Genomic DNA, 15,979 nt, shown 5'->3' with positions numbered 1-15,979 from the left:
CTGACGAATCGAGGTCGATGTCTCAGGCGGAAAGGGCGCGTCGGGGGAGTCGTAGCGCGGCGACTACGCTGTGGCCTCATGGTCGAGCACCTGCCCCCCGTCCGCACTCTGCTGTCCGGCCTAGTAATGGTCGAGTCAGCCCGGTGGCACGAGGGTCGATTGTGGTTCGCCCACTGGGGTGTGGGTGAGGTTGTCGCCGTCGACATGGACGGCAGGGCTGAGGTGATAGCCGAGGGGCCGCCCCAGATGGGTTGGTCGATCGACTGGCTGCCCGACGGGCGCCTGATCACGACCGGTCCGACTGTGACTCGGCACGAACCCGATGGGGAGACGGTGACGCAGTGCGAGCGGGGCGGCAATGAGATCGTGATCGATCCGCGGGGCCACATGTATGTCAACGGCTTCGACTTCGACTTCCTCGGCGGCGGCACACCAGAGCCCGGCTGGATCAACCTCGTCGCGCCCGATGGCACCTATCGTCAGGTTGCGGGTGACATCGAGTTCCCCAACGGCATGGTCGTGACGCCCGACGGATCCACCTTGGTAGTCGCCGAGTCATTCGCCGGAAGGCTGAGCGCATTCGTCATTCAGGACGACGGTTCACTTTCGGACCGCCGGGTGTGGGCCGAGGGGCTGGGACCGGACGGCATCTGTATCGACGCCGAGTCGGCGATCTGGTCCCAGACCGCTGACGTTTTTTCGCATACGGGCGATCCGGATGCTCCCGCTGGCGCGTGCGTGCGGGTGCTCGACGGCGGCGAGATCACCCATCGCGTCGAGACCGAGCTGCCCTGCTTCGCCTGCACCCTTGGCGGCCCCGACGGTCAGCACCTTTTCTTGCTCTGCAACGAATTCGAAGGTGTCGACCAGCTGGAGGCGGTGCAGGCCCGCCGGTCCGCCCGGATATTCGTCACCGAGGCGCCTGTCCCGAGGGCAAGCTGAGGTCACGGTATCCCTTGCGGCCCAGGGCATTTCGTCACAGTGACGTATTAATGGTGCCGCGGCCAGGCGCGGGGACGGGCGGTCGAATGGCGGCTTCACGGATTGCCGTCCACCTCCAAGGCGGTCACCTGACATCCGAACCATCCACGCGCTCTGTGGCTTTCTTCGGCACAGTGCATTCCGGGTGGGTCCGGGGCGGGATGGCACCGATGCCGGCGGTATCCGATCACCGGGGATGCAAAGTTCTTTCAAACCACATGCGACCTGGACATGCATTTACCGATAAGCGACATTATGTCAAGTCGGCCAGAGGCTGGTGCCGCCGCGCCTGATCCCACCCCGCTATCCCTCGACGGTCTTCTTTAGGCCCGACAGCATCGAATTCCAGTTCGCCTCGGCTCGGTTGGCTTCGTCCGGGCTGGCGTTGTTGTCCTGGGACAGCTTCACCCGGGTGCCTGAATTCGTCGGCGTCAGTTCGTAGGTGAGTGTGTGGTAGTTCTCGGGCTTGTCGGGCAGGCCGGTCATCGGGCTGAAATGCGTGACTCGCAGCAGATGCGGCTCCTCCACGTCGATAACCGACCCCTTGTCCTGGTACGCGGTTCCGTTATATTCGCCGGACCATGTGATAGGGCTACCTGGTTTCCAGTCGGTATCCACGTGGGTTCCGAAGAAGTACTTTTCCACGATCTCCGGATCAGTCAGCGCCTGCCACACCCGCTCAGCGGGTGCGTTGATGTCGACTTCAGCGGTGGCTGTGAACGTCATCGAGGGACCTCCTCTTCTAGATATATGACTGAGTCATATATCGACTACCCTGTAACGCGAAGAGAGAAACCAGGCGGCGGATGCGATGGACAACCACGACGGCGAGCAGCTGATCAACTGGGTCGCGGTAGCTGCGCTCGCCATCAGCGACGCCATTTACGACTCGCTCGAAGCGTCGACCCGACAGGATCGCAGCGCCGCCGTAGCGCTGGTCGCGTTGGCGGATCTGGCGCACGCGGGATCCGTTCAGTCGTTGAGCTCGATGATGGGTGTCACTCACTCGGGTTGCGTCCGGATCGTGGATCGACTGGCTCGCGACGGGCTCGTTGACCGCGGGCCCGGTGCGGACGGCCGCACACGCTCCCTAGCGCTGACAGCCGAAGGACGACGACTTGCGCACCGGCTGCGACGCGCTCGCCACGACGCGGTCGTCGCCGCGCTCAGGCGGCTCAGTGGCGAGCAACGGAATCAGCTTCGCGGGATAAGTCGTGCGGTCGTTGCGACGTTGGCGCACGACCGACTCGAACATCGCCGAACTGGGCAGTCACCGGGCGGCGGTTGGCTGTGCCGGCTATGTGATGCGGCAGCCTGCGGGCGCGATGTCGGTCAGTGCCCAGCCGCGAACGTGGCCCACGGGCGTGATGCATGAACAGAGCCGCAACCGATCAGTGCTTGCGCTTCCCTGTCAACTGCCGACCGTCCACCGATTTCGGCTGCCGCCCAAGGCGTTCCGCGTACTCCGGGTCGAGCAGGCGGTCTTCGTGTGTTGCGGTCTTCGAGGCCAGACGGGGCGAGCCTTCCGTGCCGTATCCGCTGCTAACCCATTGTTAAGATCGTGGCCGCGGCGACGCCAATCACCGTTACAAGAGCCACCAAAATCACCGCGATCGCCGCGCGCACGATCTCTTCTTCCGTGAGTCGCCAGCGCGGCTTCGATTCGACGAGAACGGTGTCCCCTCGACGGGCAATTGCGTTCACTTTTGCGACCGCCAAGAAGACATCGTCACGCCCGTCGGTCGCGTCCTTGTCGACTGGGTTGTGCGCGGCGATTGCGGTGGTCATATCAGCCCCCGGGCGTACGAACGCCGATCGGCGTTATTAGGTAGGGAGGTCGAAAGGTTCGGCCTTCTCGTATATCCGAAGATACGAGTGCGAGATCACGATTGCGGTAACGCTCCTTAACGGTCACAGCACACAACGCGGTGCAGTCCCCGCATGATCACCTCGACAAGACCATCGAATTGTTTCGACGTCGTCGCGTCGGCCTCGAGGTGGGCCAGCATGCGGTAGACCAGGGCGCGATTCAGTCCAATTGCTACGCCGAGCCATTCGCGCGCCGTGTCCGAGGTCATAGCCGAACGGTCACCGTTTGGTATCCGTTTGGGAGCGCAACCGCGTTTCGGCTGGCGCAGCCCTATCGGTAACAACAGTCACATCGTTAACATCGCGCGATGCACAGTTTGCCCCCGCTGGCCAGCGACGTGCGACTGCGAGCGCCTTCTCGGCGCGACGCGCTGCGCTACGCAATAGCGTTGGCCGGTTTGGGTGTCGGATCATTAGGCTGCGGGATGCCGGCGGCGGCCGCCGCCGCTCCTCCCCAGCTGGTCGACTTCGCCGCGCGCCAAATTCCTGCGCAGCAGATTCGAGCTGCCGGCTATAGCGGTGTGGTCACCTACGTTTCGGAGTCGCGTCCTGGCTCATCGTTTGGCGCCAAGCCGATCACTCGGCCCTACGCCGACTCATTGAAAGCCGCAGGCCTGGTAATCGTCAGTAACTACCAATACGGCAAACCGGGTGGGTCGGCACCGTCGGACTTCACGCGCGGCTACGCCGGCGGCATCGCGGACGCGCGCACCGCCTGGCAGCTGCACACCGCCGCGGGCGGCAGCCAAGGTGCACCGATTTTCTTCACCATCGACGAGGACATCAATCGCGACACCTGGAATCGCAGCGCGCTGCAGTGGTTTCGCGGAATCAACTCGGTTCTTGGGGTTCAACGCACGGGGGTCTACGGAGGCGTGAGGGTGTGTGAGTGGGCCGCGGCCGATGGCGTTGTCGGGTCTTCGAGCACACCTGGTCGCCGTTGGGTTTGGCAAACTCGCGCCTGGTCCGGCAATCAGGTCCACCCTGCCGCTGTTCTCTACCAGCGAGTCGTGAGCACCTCGTCCAATCCCGGGCCAAAGGTCGGCGGACTCGAAGTCGACGTCAACGATGTCCTGGCTTCCGATTGCGGCCAGTGGAACCTCCATGCGAACCATCCCAGTGGCGATGTGCGGTAGTGGCGAGATCGCTGAACGCCTGATTCGGGCTATAGCCCGGATGGTACGACCTTGCCGTTCACCGTCACCTCGACCTGGCCGGTCTTCGGGTTGTACTCGATCTTGCCATGCTCGAAGTTCGACACGACCAGATCGCCGACGGTGTTCGCGTCGCTGGTGGGCAAGCCCAGCGGACCTGCCGAGCCGTTGGTGCCGGTGACCGCGGGCGTGCCGTCCGGGTCGCGTGGGACATTCCACGCCTCCCGGATCTTGCCCACGGTGATGTATGCAGGCGTGCCGGCCGCGCCGTTCTTGGCGGTGATCACGCCGCCCTGGAACTGCTGGAACACCACGCCGCTCTCCCGTGTCCCCGCGTTGCGGTCACCCGTCAGCGGCTTGCCGAGGGCCTTCTTCTGATCCTCGGTTGCCGCCGAGTACTTGGCAGCGATCGGGCCGGTCAGAGTCACCTCGACGTCGCTCTCCCCGATCAGCTTCACCTCGGTGGGTGGCGCCGGGGTTTTAGACGTGGAGGTGCCGCTCGCCCCGACCTGAGACGGTGGCGACGCGTCGACGCTGTTGCCATTGCTGCAGCCGACAGTGATCAGCGCGACGGCGGCCAGACCGACGACTGCCGGGTGGCGGTATGCGATCGTTCTCATGAGCTTTCCTCCTAGCGTCTTGCTGTGGTGTGGGTCGAGTCGCCCCTTATCCCCCTGCCCGACCGGGACCACGACCGAACCACCTGAGTGGCGCAGGCGGCCGCGGTCGTCGTAGCTCCGAACGACCTTACGGCGCGGTCATAGCCGGCGAGGCAGAGCACCTGAGGAGGGATCACGGTGCTCGATGAAGTCCACCATGGGCTCGGCGGCCGCGTCCCGTGACCCTCCCATCGATGGTTTGAAATTCGGAGCTCTGGATAGACCTCACCTGTGAATCGGCTGCTGCCATTCGCCAGGCGGCACACTCACGAAGGGAGCCCGACGTGGCGTTCTCACACATTGCATCGAAAACAATGACAGCAACGGCCGCACTGGCGGCGGCCGGAATCCTCGCGGCGACGCCGGCATTCGCCGATCCGCAAGTGCTGCAATTCGGCCAGATGGCAGAGCTGTCCAGCAATGGCGGCACTATCGACTACACCGTGAGCAACCTGCGGCCCAGCGGCCACAACGACGGCATCTGGTACTCCGACGTCACGGCCACAGGCGTAAGCGGTAACGCAACTCCGAACATCGCCGACTTCAACGCTCGGGCGGTCAACAGCTCAACGTTCGCGGTGATGAAGGGCAACCAGATCGACGGCCTTCCCGAGGGGCCACTCCCCCTAGGAAGCCCTGTTAAGGGGCGCATCTACTTCGACGTTCGCAACGGTACGAACCCTGACAGTGTCGTATACCGGGACGCCGGAGGCACTGACAAGGTCGTCTGGAAGGGCTAGCTAGCAACTCGATACGCGTCCCCGCCTTCGAGTGTGTCGGCCATCCCCTGGCAGCTGTTAGGCGGTGGCCGAATCGTCCCAGTCGTTCCGCTTCCACGCCTCCCCGCGCTACTCTTTGCCGATGATCGCGGGCGAGAAGGCGCCTGACTTCACTCTGCACGATCACACCGGTCAGCCTCGGACACTGGCGGCGCTCCTTTCCGACGGCCCGGTGGTGCTGTTCTTCTTCCCCTTAGCGTCTTCACCGATCTGTACAGCCCAGGCCTGTCACTTTCGGGACCTGAGCAACGAATTCGCCCGGGTGGGCGCCCAAAGGGTCGGCATCAGCACCGATACCGTCGACAAGCAGGCCCACTTCGCCCAGCAGCGGTCTTTCGACTATCCACTGCTGTCCGACGCGGACGGCGTGGTGTCCGAGCTGTTCGGGGTGCGCCGAGGCAGGCTCGCCAAGCTGCGTAGATCCGTCGTGGCGCGTGAGGCGACCCGGCGCGGCCGGCACAGCCGGCGCCGCGGCCTGCTGGCCCGGCTGCTGCCGGTCAGACGGACGACATTCGTCATCGACACCGACCGCACCGTACTCAAGGTCGTTTCCAACGAGCTGCGCGCATCGGTCCACGCCGACCAGGCCCTGTGGTTCTTGGAGCACCACAACGTGTCGCATGGTTCGCCGCATGTCCGGGAGAAGCACACCGACGCGCATCAGCAGTCGGAGGGCAACGGCGAACCGATCGGCGACTGGTTCACCGAATCGCAATCCGCGGACGAGCCGAGCCCGGTCCGGCCATACGCGCTGACGGCGGGTCGCACCGACTCTGGTGTCGAACTGCCACTCGAGGCGCGCATCGAAGCGCTCAACACCGCAGCGAAGCCGTCGCGCTGGCCGAGAAATGATGTGCGTGGCCAGATCCTGGCATGGTGCGCGGACAGCCCCTCGGTCGCGGAGATCGCTGCGCGTCTGGCCTTGCCGCTCGGTGCGACGCGGTTCCTGGTCGGCGACCTAGTGACGCAAGGCTATTTGCGGGTGCACGCCCCCCTCGGTGACTCGATGACGATCGACGAACGGCGTGAACTTATAAAGAGAACGCTGCGCGGCCTACGAGCACGCCACTCGGCTTGACGAAGTGTCCTCGCCCCTCACCCGCGTTCGATCACCGACACCGAACCGTGGTTGAGGTCGCTGGTGACGTACGCGAAGTGTGTGTTCGGGTCGACGGCGATGGCGAGCGGATTGTTGCCGACGGGAAGGATTCCGGTGACGGTGCGTTTAGCGGTGTCGATCACCGACACGGACGCACCGCTGTAGTTGGCCACGTACGCGGTCTTCGTCGGCGGGTCCACCGCCACACCGGCGGGGCGTTGTCCGACGGGCACACTCGCGGTGACAGCGAGACTGTTGGTGTCGACGAAGGACACCGACGCGTCGTCGCCGCTGGCTATATACGCAGTGTGCGATTCAGTATCGATTGCGATGCCGGCCGGGCGGCCGCGAAGCGCGACGGAACCGATGACGGTTCGGTTCGTCGTATCGATAACCGTCACTGTCGGATCCGCGGTGGTGACAAACAAGCGGTGCGCGGTCCGATCGATGGCCACCCGGCTCGGACCTTTCCCGGTGGGCACCGTCGCCGTCACGGCATGCGTCGTCGCGTCGATGACCGACACCGATGCGCTATCACCATTGGTGGCATAGACGACTCGGGCATCCGGGTCGACCACTACCCCACCGGGATGGATACCGACACCAATGGAGGCGACGACCTTATTGCTCGCGATGTCGATCACCGACACGGAGGAGTCGTCGTAGTTGGTGACGTAGATGGTCTTGCTCGACGGATCCGCCGCCAGCCCCACGGGGTGGCGTCCTACCGTGATGGTGGCTGTGACTGTGCGGCTGGCGGTATCGACCGCCGAGACGGAGTTGGAACCGGTGTTCGCGACGTAGACGCTGTGTTCGGCGGAGTCGACCGCGATGCCGAAGGCGCCGTTACCTACCCGGATTGAGCCGGCGATTGTGGGCGGACCACTCGGCGGTGCCGTGGCCGTCCCGCTCGGTGCCGAAGGTGTTACGGGTGCCAATGGTGGTACGGCGACCGCCGGGGATGCCGTCGTCCGCGTAGTTGCAGTCGTGGATGTGTGTGTGCGGAGAAGGTATACGCTCGCGCCCGCCAGGGCCACGATCACCGCGATCACCGCGGCGACTGCCCATGGCCGTCTGGCGCGTTTGAGGTTTCCCTCCACGAACTGGAATGTGTTGGGGGGCAACGGTTGCTGTATGTGCTCCGTTGGCTCACCGGCCGTGTGCGCCTGCACCGTCGAGTCCGGTCGGCGCATCGGCATGGTGATCGCGTCACGAGCGGCCCGTGCCATTTCCACCGGGGTGGCGTAGCGGCGGTCAGGGTCCTTGGCCATACCCGTGGCGATGACCGCATCGAACCCCGGTGGCGCGCCGCAGTCGGACGGTCGCGGCGGCGGGGCCGACAGATGCCCTGCCACTTGTTGCTCGATGCTGTCACCCGGAAACGGGGCGCCTCCCGTCAAGCACTCATACAGCACGCAGGCCAGCGCGTAGATGTCCGAGCGTGCATCGGCCTGACCGACACCGAAACGCTCGGGCGCCATGTAGCGCAGCGTGCCCACCACCACGTCCGTCCCCGTCAGACCCGTCTCGCCCACCGCGCGCGCGATCCCGAAATCGATCAGATACGCAAAATCGTTGTCGTCGAGCAAGATGTTGGAGGGCTTGATATCCCGATGCACCAATCCGATCTTGTGCGCGGCGTACACGGCGTGGGCCAGCTGCTCGACGATGTGGACCGCGCGTGCGGGTGGCATCGAACCCGAGGCCAGCACGGTTGCCAGGTCGCGGCCCTCGATCAGCCGCATGTCGACAAATAGCCGCCCGTCGATCTCGCCGTAGGTGTGAATCGGCACTATGTGAGGGTCGTTTAACCGTGCGGCTGCGTGGGCCTCGCGACGGAATCGCTGTTGAAACGTCCTGTCCGCAGCAAAATGCGCGGGAAGCACTTTCAGCGCCACGATCCGATCGGTGACGGTGTCATAGGCTCGCCAGACCTCACCCATGCCACCTCGGCCAAGCAAGTTGATTAGCCGGTACTGGCCGAACGGGGTCCCTTCCACCGAAACCTCCCGACAGCAGCGAGCCAGCAACACCATAATCCACCGCTGACGCAGTTTGGGGAAACCCTCGCAAACGTGGTTCGGACGGCGCTGCTCACCTATCCCGGCGGACTCCCCTCCCGTTTACGAGCTCCAGCGCCGCCGCGACGAGGGGCTTGGCCCACTCCGGTGTCGAGGTCAAATCGCGCGGCCCTACGATCCGGCCGCGCTGCATGTGCAGCACCAAGACCGGCCGCGGTGTCTGTCCCTTCGCCGGGTCGGCGGTCGCGGAGTTGTCATACACCCGCAGCTCGGTCAGCACAGGCAGCAATGTCACGAGATTGATCAGGCTGTGGCGGCAGCGGCGTCGGATGTCGGCTTCGGGAATGTCATGCCCGCCGCCGCGGACCCGTTGCCGGACTCGCGCGATATGGGCGTCGTCGGTGTCGAGCCCGACGTAGAAGACGTGGATTTCGATGCCACGCTTGGCGGCATCGGCCAGCAGCCGCGGCATGGTGTTGCCGCCGAGTGTGGTCTCGAAGGTGAAATCGAGGCCTTCATCAATCGCCCGCTCCAGCAGCTTTCGGCCCTGGTCCCAGGCCGCCGCGTTCGCCTCGGTCTGGCCCAATTCGGGGTTGGCCGCCATGATCTCGCGCGCGGCCTCGTCGGGGTTGTAGTACTCACCGCCCTTGTCGCGGATCGTCGCGCCGATGATGCTGCTCTTGCCGGCGCCGTTGACGCCGGCCAACACGTGGATCTGCGGCGGCGCCGTTGGTTTGCGAACCATGGCCCGCCTTGGATCACCGTCGCCGGGCCGCGCGCGCCGCCTTCACCGCCGCGGCTCCCAATTCCTCCGGCGTGGCGTCGAAGGCCGCGGCGACCCCGGCTTTTGCTTTCGGTGTCTGCATGGTGGCCAGCAGCTTGTCGAAGCGCTCGCTGAGGTCGTCGAGGGCAGGTGTGACCGGCGCGGTCAGCGCCTCGAATTCGGGATACGACAGCAGCACCGCCCGAGGGGTGTCGTGCTTGGTGATCACCACTGCCCCGTTGAGTGCGGCCTCCTCAAAGACCGTGCCAAACTCGTTTTTGAGGCGGCTGGCGGTCACCCTGGGCACGTCGACCAGCTTGCCGTCGCGATTGCGGAACGAGACGGTGGACGCGGCGCCCGCCTTGGTGGTTGTCTGCATACGAGCTATTTTAGCCGTTTTGTCTATTTTGCGCATAGGCCAAAACTGTGCGGACGGCGTGCCAGTTAGCCGAGATGGATTGCGGTGAAAGCGATAAGTTGTCGGTCCGGAACGGTCACATAAAGCGCTGGCGGTACGTCTCGTCGTTGATCCCGTTGCGCGCGAAAGGATTTGCCGCGACGGCGGGTGATTCGCCCTCTTCTGCCGGCCGGCGGTGTTCCCCTTCACGAGGTGCCAGATGGCGCGCGGTAAGGGCAATGAGCATGATGACGACGGTCGCCCAGCAGTACCAAGGCATAGACGCGGCCTCCCCCGATCGGATCCCGTCAGAGTAGGCAGCTGTTGTTGCGGCAACGCTGCCCGTGGTGATCTGCTTGCTACAACCTGCTCACCGGCAACTCTTGAGGGCGGTGAGGTCGTCAGCGATTCGAGGTTGCCCGGATGGACGCGCGCCAGGGCTTGCGCCGCTCGATGACGTACGTTTCACGATGCTGGCGCGCCCACCATAAGCGCAGGGTCCGCGTATCGATAGGTGCAGTCGGCTCGTCAAAGGGCGATGGTGCGCTGTACATGCGGCCGTTCCTGCTCAATTGTAGACGTATCCGTTCACTATGTGAATGGAGCATACTCGCGCCGCCGAAGGAACGCTAGCGGCCACTAAGGGAGCTTTGGAAGGCACGCAGCGCCTAGCCGGCGGGCGGTACCACTGGTGGACGGCAGATGTTGGCGGTCGGGTCCCACCACCAGCCGTTGTCACACGCCAACGGTTGCGGTCCCACCCCGAGCGGCCGGCACACGTTCGCCGTGGGGTCCCACCATTGGCCCGGGTCGCATGCCAAGGGTTGCGGCCCGACACCCAGTGGCCGGCATACGTCGCCCGTCGGGTCCCACCACTGACCTGGGTCGCATTGCTGAGGTATCGGCCCTCCCGCGGGCCGGCACACCTCGGCCTTCGGGTCCCACACATCGCCGTTGCCGCAGTCGGCCCAGCTCACTGCCGGAGTTGCGATCGTTACGGTGGCCATCGTTGCCCACGCAACCATGGCGACGGAAACCAGATGGCGAATGAATGTCCTCATTGCGGGCCTCCCCCTAGCCGTATGCATTATCGAACCCGGCCCAGCCGGACAGGTCAAGCACCGGTTTGCTCCGGCTACCGTGAATTCTATGACCACGCCTACCGAACAGCCGGCTGACGAAGCTGACATTCGACACCGGATCGACGCACTCGCCGGTGCCATTCGCGCCCGGGATCTCGAGGCCGTGATGTCGGCTTACACGACAGATGTTGTGTCGTTCGACATCGAGCCGCCCCTACAACACGTGGGGACGGAAGCGAAACGGAAGAACTGGGAGCGCGTATTCGCTGCCTACGAGCAGCCGGATTACGAGATTCGCGACCTGACGATCACCGTGCGCGGCGACGTCGCATTCGCGCACAGCCTCAATCGGCTCAGCGGCACCCTGAAGGGGGGAAACACGACCGCCGGTTTCTGGGTTCGAGCGACGGTGTGTCTCAAGAAGGTCAACGGCCGCTGGCTCGTCGCGCATGACCACGCGTCGGCACCCCTGGATCCGGCAACCGGTGCGGCGCTGCTGAATCTCGAGCCCTGACCGGGCGTTGGCGCCGCGCCTTCGGGAGATTGGCAGTATTTGGCAGTTCGCGGGGTGGCCCCGGCAGCTGCTCTCGGGCTTCGATTGAGGGTGGGTCGGCACCGAAGCACGAGGAGGAACAACCGACATGGCAGAGCTGGCGCTCCCCCAGGGCACGATCGAATATCAGGAGTTCGGACCGCAGGATTCTCCGCATGCGCCGGTGCTGTTCGTCCACGGCATCCTGGTCGACGGGCGACTGTGGCGCGAGGTCGCTGAAGGCCTGGCGCGCCGCGGTTTCCGTTGCATCGTGCCGACGTTGCCGCTCGGCTCGCACACCATCCCGGTCAGAGATGCCACGGCGCTCTCACTGCGCGGTGTTGCGGAGATGATCAACGACGCGATCGTGGCCCTCGACCTTTCCGATGTGACCCTCGTCGGCAGCGACACCGGTGGCGGGATATGCCAACTGCTTGTCGACGCTCATCCGGACCGGATTGGACGGCTGGTGCTCACCAACTGCGACGCCTTCGACAAGTGCCCGCCCTTCCCGTTCGACCTCGTGTTCGCGTTGCTTCGCGGCCCCATCTCGATCAAGGCGCTGTTCGGACAGATGCGGTTGCGGGCGCTGCGCAACTCGCCACTCGGCTTCGGCCTGCTGATCAACCATCCCGATCCGGACGTCACCGCCGCGTGGCTGCAGCCCTGCCTCAAGGACGCACGCATCTGCCGCGACCTGGCGGCCCTGTTGCGTCAGGTCGCGGTCACCGATCTCACCGACGTGGCCACCCGACTTCCCCGGTTCACCAAGCCCGTCACGCTCGTATGGGGACAGCGGGACCGCTGCTTTACCCCGGGCTTGGGCCGGCGCCTGGCCAAGCAGTTCGTCGACGCCAAGCTGATCGAGGTTCCAGACGCGAAAACCTTTGTCTCACTTGATCAGCCGGACGCGGTCATCGACGCGATATCGGATATCGCCGCCCGCAGGCCCGGGGCTGGGCTGAGCTAGTCGGTCGACGGGGTGAGCTCCACGTGCACCGTGCGACCGAACTTGGACCGCATGAGACGGTGCGTCAGCGGCACCACCACGCCATGCAGGATGGGATATTTTTGCCGCAGCAGCCGCCCCACGTTGCGGTACTCAGCACCTTCCAGGATGCGGGCAGTGCCGGGTTGTACGGATCCCGTTGGCTTGCCCGATGCTGTCGCGGGGCCGAACTCGACGCTCGGGTTGCGCCGAATCCGGCGAACTTTGATCGCCCGCTCGAAGCTGCGGAAGTAGGCGCGGTCGCCGTCGACCACGATGCTGACCGGGCTCGAGCCGGGTGTGCCGTCTTTGCGAAACGTGATGAGCCGGATCGTCTTCTGCCGCACGAATCGCGCCAACGCCGGAGTGGTGGCGGTGCCAACGGCACCCAGAACGTAGCCGAGTTGACGCAGCCGCAGCGCGAATGCCGCCACCAGCAACACCGACACCACGCCGAGCGCCCACGCCTGCGCCGCCGAACCGCCCAGGTCGAGGTCCATCACGTGGTTCACGGTGTGCAGGGTGTTGGCCACCAGAAAGCCCGCGAGCGTGGTGGCCAGGGCGTCCGCCCAGATCAGCGCGAGCAGGAGCCCCACTCCTAGGCCTATCTGGAACGCGCCGAGATCGTGCAGGAAGTGCCGGTGCACATCAAAGCCAACCGCATTCGCAAATGATGTCGGACCGATGAGGCACCAAATCCCGATCCCCGCGGTGATCGTGCCGACCAGTGCCGTCACCGCGACCAGGTATACCCGCGCCAGGCTGCTCAAGCGATTCATCACGCCCCCTCGTCCGCGTTGCTTGTTTGTCTTCAATCGCTAGACGTAGTAGCGCGCCGACATGTGACATCACGACCGAAGGTCAACCGACGATCCAGCGATGAATTCTTGGGCCGCCACCGGTCATACCTTTGAGACTGACAGATCGAGAGCAAAGGTTGATTCCATGCCTAACGCCCTACCGCCAATTGTTGATCACCAGACGTGGCGCGCCGCCCTCGACGAACTGCGCAAGCGCGAAAAGGCCGCCACCCGCGAACTGGACGCGATCGCCGCCCAGCGGCGCCGTCTGCCGATGGTCGAGTTGCCCGATTACACGCTCATCGGCGCCGACGGCCCGATCCGGCTGGTCGATGTGTTCGCTGGCCGCTCGCAGCTCATCACCTACCACCACATGTGGTCGGACGGCGCGGAGTGGCAGTGCAGCGGGTGCACGGGCTTCACGTCGCAGTTCACCCGGCTCGAGTTCCTCGACAGCTATGACGCCCGCTTCGTCATCGTCACCAACGGACCGATCGACGAGGCACTCGCGTACAAGCGGAAGGTCGGCAACCGGATGGAGTGGTACTCGTCGTCGGAGAGCTCGTTTGGCGCCGACATGGACGCGCCGCCGGGCGGCGGCTTCGCCGTCAACGTGTTCCTGCGCGACGGCGACACCGTGTATCGCACGTGGCATACGAACGGGCGGGGCACCGAGCAGCTCAGCCACAGCTTCGCGCTGATCGACATACTTCCGTGGGGCCGTCAGGAGGAATGGCTCGATTCGCCCGAAGGGTGGCCGTCGCGCCCGACATACTCGGGTTGGCTCGACTCTCCCGATATCGCCCGCGCCTACGGATCCAGCGACAAGTAAGGAGAACGGATGACCATGACCGCCGAACGCTACGTCGTCACCCGCACGATCGGCGCGAGCCCGGCAGCGATTTTCGCGGTCCTCGCCGATCCGTCCCGGCACGCCGCCACCGAGCCCACCGATTGGGTCCGCGATGCCGTGGACACCACACCGATCACCGCCGCGGGCCAGATGTTCGCGATGAACATGTACTTGATCCGAGCCGGCGGCGACTACGTCACCTACAACCTGGTCAATGTGTTCGAGAAGGATCGCGCGATCGGGTGGATGCCGGGTGTGCTCGACGACGCCGGCAACCACAATCCCGGCGGCTGGTTCTGGCGCTACGACCTCGCGCCGAACGGGGACGGCACCGACGTCACGCTGACCTACGACTGGAGCGGCACGCCCCAGGAGTTCCGCGAGCGGGTCGGCGAGATGCCCATCTTCGGTGAGGACTATCTTGCCGATTCGTTGGCGTCCCTCGAGCGATCCGTCGCGGGCTAACCTCTGCTTTTTCAGCAAATCCAGCGTTAGGCTCCTCGGTGGCACGGTCACATCGCGCATCGGGAGCCCGCTATGAAGTCAGACGCGCACGAACCGGCGATAGACCCACGCCGGCTACGCGAATTCACCGCATTCGACAAGTTTTCGGATCACGAGCTGGAGCGGCTCGTGCAAGCGGCGCATCACACGTCGCGGTCGGTGCCATGGCCGCTGATTCGTGAGCAGACGCCGTCGGACGCGTGCTACATCCTGCTCAGCGGGGAGGTAGGGGTGTACGTCGGCGACGACCGCATTGCCGTCTTGGGGCCGGGTGAGGTGATCGGCGAATCCGCGCTGCGCCGTGGGAAATTGCGTTCCGCGACCGTGACGACGATGGGGCCGGCCGAAGTACTGCGCATCGAGCGCGACGATCTCGCCCGCTTGCTCGACCAGATACCCGCGCTCCGTGAAACCATGGACGCGACCGCCGCGCAACACGTCCCTGTCACGCCGCCACCGAAACCGAAACCGGCGCGCTCCAAGCTAAACGCCTCGCTCCCAACGGGATTGGTCGAGCGGTTCGAGCGGGCCGCAGACCATGCCGGTGTGGACGTCGCGGGCGCGCTGGAGGCGGCGGTCTCCGAATGGATCGAACGACACGGCACATAGGTGCCGGACTACTGCGGGTGGGATGCCAGGTAGTCCCCCACCGGGATCGGTGATGTCGCGGCATACCCGATGGGCAACAACACGTCGCCCGCGTTCGTGTAGCAATAGACATCCCACCGGTAATAGCCGGCAAACGCCGCGGGATCGGCGGCGATCAGCGTCGCGTATTGATCGACCGCGCGCACGTATTCGTTCGCGTGGTTGTACCGGTAGATGGCGCGATCACGGTCGCTGGCAAAGCCATTCGCGGCGAGGTAGCGGCCCGCCGCCATGATGCTGTCGTGGGGCGACCCGATGTCGCCGCCCGCCCCGTAGGTCGCGAACGTCGCGGGCAGGAATTGCATGGGCCCTTGCGCGCCGGCGGTGCTCGCGCCCACGATGCTGCCGAAGCGAGTCTCGATGAAGTTGATGGCGGCCAAATAGTTCCAGCCGACGCCGGTTTCCGACTCGGCCTGATGGTAGAAGCCCAGCAGCTGGTCGGCCGGAGCCGGCGACTCGACGCGCCACGCGGGAAGCGTGCTTCGCACCGGTGTCATCGCGGTGAGCTGTCGGCGGGCGTCGACATTGCGGTCGTAAACGTCGAGCAATGACGACGGGATGCGCGGTCGGGTCGTCGCATCCCATTCGGGGTGCCGACCGATGGCCCGATAGGCGGCCTGCTGACGATGCGCCGCCGCTACCAGCGCCGCCTCCCCCGTCGCTGGGTCACGCAGCGCGTTTTCGTCGGCGACGAGGTCGTCGGCCAACTGCGCGGGGTCGGACGCCAGGTGTGGCTGCGCGCCGTCGGACGCGTACGGCGCGTCGGCCAGCATGGTGATCGAGGCGAGCTCGATGCCCACTGGTGCGGGATGCGTAGACCCTGCGAGTGCGACCACGATCGCACCCACGC

Annotated in this window: 22 protein-coding genes and 1 pseudogene; 10 read left to right on the top strand and 13 right to left on the bottom strand. The window is 65.1% G+C overall.

Features of this window, described 5'->3' with window-relative positions; translation table 11 throughout:
• Window positions 1-78 precede the first annotated feature (78 nt).
• Window positions 79-942, top strand: coding sequence for an SMP-30/gluconolactonase/LRE family protein (locus A5745_RS04730; protein ID WP_076115277.1), 864 nt, complete (start codon window positions 79-81; stop codon window positions 940-942).
• A 342-nt stretch (window positions 943-1,284) separates the two neighbouring features.
• Here A5745_RS04730 and A5745_RS04725 read toward each other — a convergent pair whose 3' ends face one another.
• The 5 genes from A5745_RS04725 to A5745_RS24580 form a co-directional block, all read right to left on the bottom strand.
• On the bottom strand, window positions 1,285-1,707 hold the full coding sequence (locus A5745_RS04725; protein WP_076115276.1) for an SRPBCC family protein: 423 nt from the start codon (window positions 1,705-1,707) through the stop codon (window positions 1,285-1,287).
• A 16-nt stretch (window positions 1,708-1,723) separates the two neighbouring features.
• Window positions 1,724-1,942, bottom strand: coding sequence for a hypothetical protein (locus A5745_RS04720; protein ID WP_076115275.1), 219 nt, complete (start codon window positions 1,940-1,942; stop codon window positions 1,724-1,726).
• Between the two features lie 129 nt (window positions 1,943-2,071).
• Window positions 2,072-2,236, bottom strand: coding sequence for a hypothetical protein (locus A5745_RS24585; RefSeq protein ID WP_170874419.1), 165 nt, complete (start codon window positions 2,234-2,236; stop codon window positions 2,072-2,074).
• Window positions 2,237-2,523: 287 nt separating this feature from the next.
• The gene (locus A5745_RS04715) at window positions 2,524-2,769 is read right to left on the bottom strand and encodes a hypothetical protein (RefSeq protein WP_076115274.1); all 246 of its coding nucleotides are present in this window, start codon (window positions 2,767-2,769) and stop codon (window positions 2,524-2,526) included.
• 116 nt (window positions 2,770-2,885) lie between these two features.
• Complete coding sequence (locus A5745_RS24580; RefSeq protein WP_175879760.1) at window positions 2,886-3,059, bottom strand: hypothetical protein; 174 nt, start codon at window positions 3,057-3,059, stop codon at window positions 2,886-2,888.
• Window positions 3,060-3,158: 99 nt separating this feature from the next.
• Here A5745_RS24580 and A5745_RS04710 point away from each other — a divergent pair, with 99 nt between their 5' ends.
• Window positions 3,159-3,986 carry a DUF1906 domain-containing protein gene (locus tag A5745_RS04710; RefSeq protein ID WP_076115273.1) on the top strand — a complete coding sequence of 276 codons (828 nt, stop codon included), beginning with the start codon at window positions 3,159-3,161 and terminating at the stop codon, window positions 3,984-3,986.
• A 29-nt stretch (window positions 3,987-4,015) separates the two neighbouring features.
• On the opposite strand, the gene A5745_RS04705 is transcribed toward A5745_RS04710, so the two are convergent.
• Entirely contained in the window at window positions 4,016-4,624 is a 609-nt protein-coding gene (locus A5745_RS04705; protein ID WP_076058646.1) for an LGFP repeat-containing protein, read from the bottom strand.
• A gap of 323 nt (window positions 4,625-4,947) precedes the next feature.
• On the opposite strand from A5745_RS04705, the gene A5745_RS04700 reads away from it, so the two are divergent.
• From A5745_RS04700 to A5745_RS25300, 3 genes and pseudogenes are all read left to right on the top strand, one after another.
• Window positions 4,948-5,403 carry a DUF1942 domain-containing protein gene (locus A5745_RS04700; protein WP_076058648.1) on the top strand — a complete coding sequence of 152 codons (456 nt, stop codon included), beginning with the start codon at window positions 4,948-4,950 and terminating at the stop codon, window positions 5,401-5,403.
• Between the two features lie 121 nt (window positions 5,404-5,524).
• A pseudogene (locus tag A5745_RS25305) lies at window positions 5,525-6,043 on the top strand (peroxiredoxin); the annotation flags it as partial.
• A 12-nt stretch (window positions 6,044-6,055) separates the two neighbouring features.
• Window positions 6,056-6,520, top strand: a complete 465-nt coding sequence (locus A5745_RS25300; protein ID WP_254848501.1) for a DUF742 domain-containing protein — start codon at window positions 6,056-6,058, stop codon at window positions 6,518-6,520.
• Window positions 6,521-6,537: 17 nt separating this feature from the next.
• Here the strand turns inward: A5745_RS25300 and A5745_RS23940 are convergent, their stop codons facing one another.
• The 5 genes from A5745_RS23940 to A5745_RS25295 all read right to left on the bottom strand — a co-directional run bounded on the left by A5745_RS23940 (window position 6,538) and on the right by A5745_RS25295 (window position 10,648).
• Window positions 6,538-8,577, bottom strand: a complete 2,040-nt coding sequence (locus A5745_RS23940; RefSeq protein WP_083662725.1) for a serine/threonine-protein kinase — start codon at window positions 8,575-8,577, stop codon at window positions 6,538-6,540.
• Between the two features lie 58 nt (window positions 8,578-8,635).
• Complete coding sequence (locus A5745_RS04660; protein ID WP_076115272.1) at window positions 8,636-9,307, bottom strand: zeta toxin family protein; 672 nt, start codon at window positions 9,305-9,307, stop codon at window positions 8,636-8,638.
• A 13-nt stretch (window positions 9,308-9,320) separates the two neighbouring features.
• Window positions 9,321-9,704 (bottom strand): type II toxin-antitoxin system Phd/YefM family antitoxin, encoded by a 384-nt coding sequence (locus A5745_RS04655; RefSeq protein WP_076058651.1) that lies wholly within the window; start codon window positions 9,702-9,704, stop codon window positions 9,321-9,323.
• A 115-nt stretch (window positions 9,705-9,819) separates the two neighbouring features.
• Window positions 9,820-9,969 carry a hypothetical protein gene (locus A5745_RS24575; protein WP_175879759.1) on the bottom strand — a complete coding sequence of 50 codons (150 nt, stop codon included), beginning with the start codon at window positions 9,967-9,969 and terminating at the stop codon, window positions 9,820-9,822.
• Between the two features lie 421 nt (window positions 9,970-10,390).
• Window positions 10,391-10,648, bottom strand: coding sequence for a hypothetical protein (locus A5745_RS25295; RefSeq protein ID WP_369805162.1), 258 nt, complete (start codon window positions 10,646-10,648; stop codon window positions 10,391-10,393).
• 73 nt (window positions 10,649-10,721) lie between these two features.
• On the opposite strand from A5745_RS25295, the gene A5745_RS04645 reads away from it, so the two are divergent.
• Both A5745_RS04645 and A5745_RS04640 read left to right on the top strand, forming a co-directional pair.
• Window positions 10,722-11,318: a nuclear transport factor 2 family protein gene (locus A5745_RS04645; RefSeq protein ID WP_254848499.1), complete on the top strand. Its 597-nt coding sequence runs from the start codon at window positions 10,722-10,724 to the stop codon at window positions 11,316-11,318.
• A 127-nt stretch (window positions 11,319-11,445) separates the two neighbouring features.
• Window positions 11,446-12,306 carry an alpha/beta fold hydrolase gene (locus A5745_RS04640; protein ID WP_076058655.1) on the top strand — a complete coding sequence of 287 codons (861 nt, stop codon included), beginning with the start codon at window positions 11,446-11,448 and terminating at the stop codon, window positions 12,304-12,306.
• Here A5745_RS04640 and A5745_RS04635 read toward each other — a convergent pair.
• Window positions 12,303-13,106 (bottom strand): PPOX class F420-dependent oxidoreductase, encoded by an 804-nt coding sequence (locus tag A5745_RS04635; protein ID WP_076115271.1) that lies wholly within the window; start codon window positions 13,104-13,106, stop codon window positions 12,303-12,305. The genes A5745_RS04640 and A5745_RS04635 overlap by 4 nt on opposite strands.
• Before the next feature lie 163 nt (window positions 13,107-13,269).
• On the opposite strand from A5745_RS04635, the gene A5745_RS04630 reads away from it, so the two are divergent.
• The 3 genes from A5745_RS04630 (at window position 13,270) to A5745_RS04620 (ending at window position 15,090) form a co-directional block, all read left to right on the top strand.
• Window positions 13,270-13,956 carry a DUF899 family protein gene (locus A5745_RS04630; RefSeq protein WP_076058659.1) on the top strand — a complete coding sequence of 229 codons (687 nt, stop codon included), beginning with the start codon at window positions 13,270-13,272 and terminating at the stop codon, window positions 13,954-13,956.
• Window positions 13,957-13,965: 9 nt separating this feature from the next.
• Entirely contained in the window at window positions 13,966-14,442 is a 477-nt protein-coding gene (locus tag A5745_RS04625; RefSeq protein ID WP_076058661.1) for an SRPBCC family protein, read from the top strand.
• A gap of 72 nt (window positions 14,443-14,514) precedes the next feature.
• Window positions 14,515-15,090 carry a cyclic nucleotide-binding domain-containing protein gene (locus A5745_RS04620; RefSeq protein ID WP_076115270.1) on the top strand — a complete coding sequence of 192 codons (576 nt, stop codon included), beginning with the start codon at window positions 14,515-14,517 and terminating at the stop codon, window positions 15,088-15,090.
• Between the two features lie 8 nt (window positions 15,091-15,098).
• Here the strand turns inward: A5745_RS04620 and A5745_RS04615 are convergent, their stop codons facing one another.
• Window positions 15,099-15,902, bottom strand: a complete 804-nt coding sequence (locus A5745_RS04615; RefSeq protein WP_371336855.1) for a lytic transglycosylase domain-containing protein — start codon at window positions 15,900-15,902, stop codon at window positions 15,099-15,101.
• Window positions 15,903-15,979: the final 77 nt, after the last annotated feature.

The sequence above is a fragment of the Mycobacterium sp. IS-2888 genome, from assembly GCF_001954215.1.
Taxonomy (GTDB): Bacteria; Actinomycetota; Actinomycetes; order Mycobacteriales; family Mycobacteriaceae; genus Mycobacterium.
This window is presented reverse-complemented; position numbering and strand designations above follow the sequence as displayed.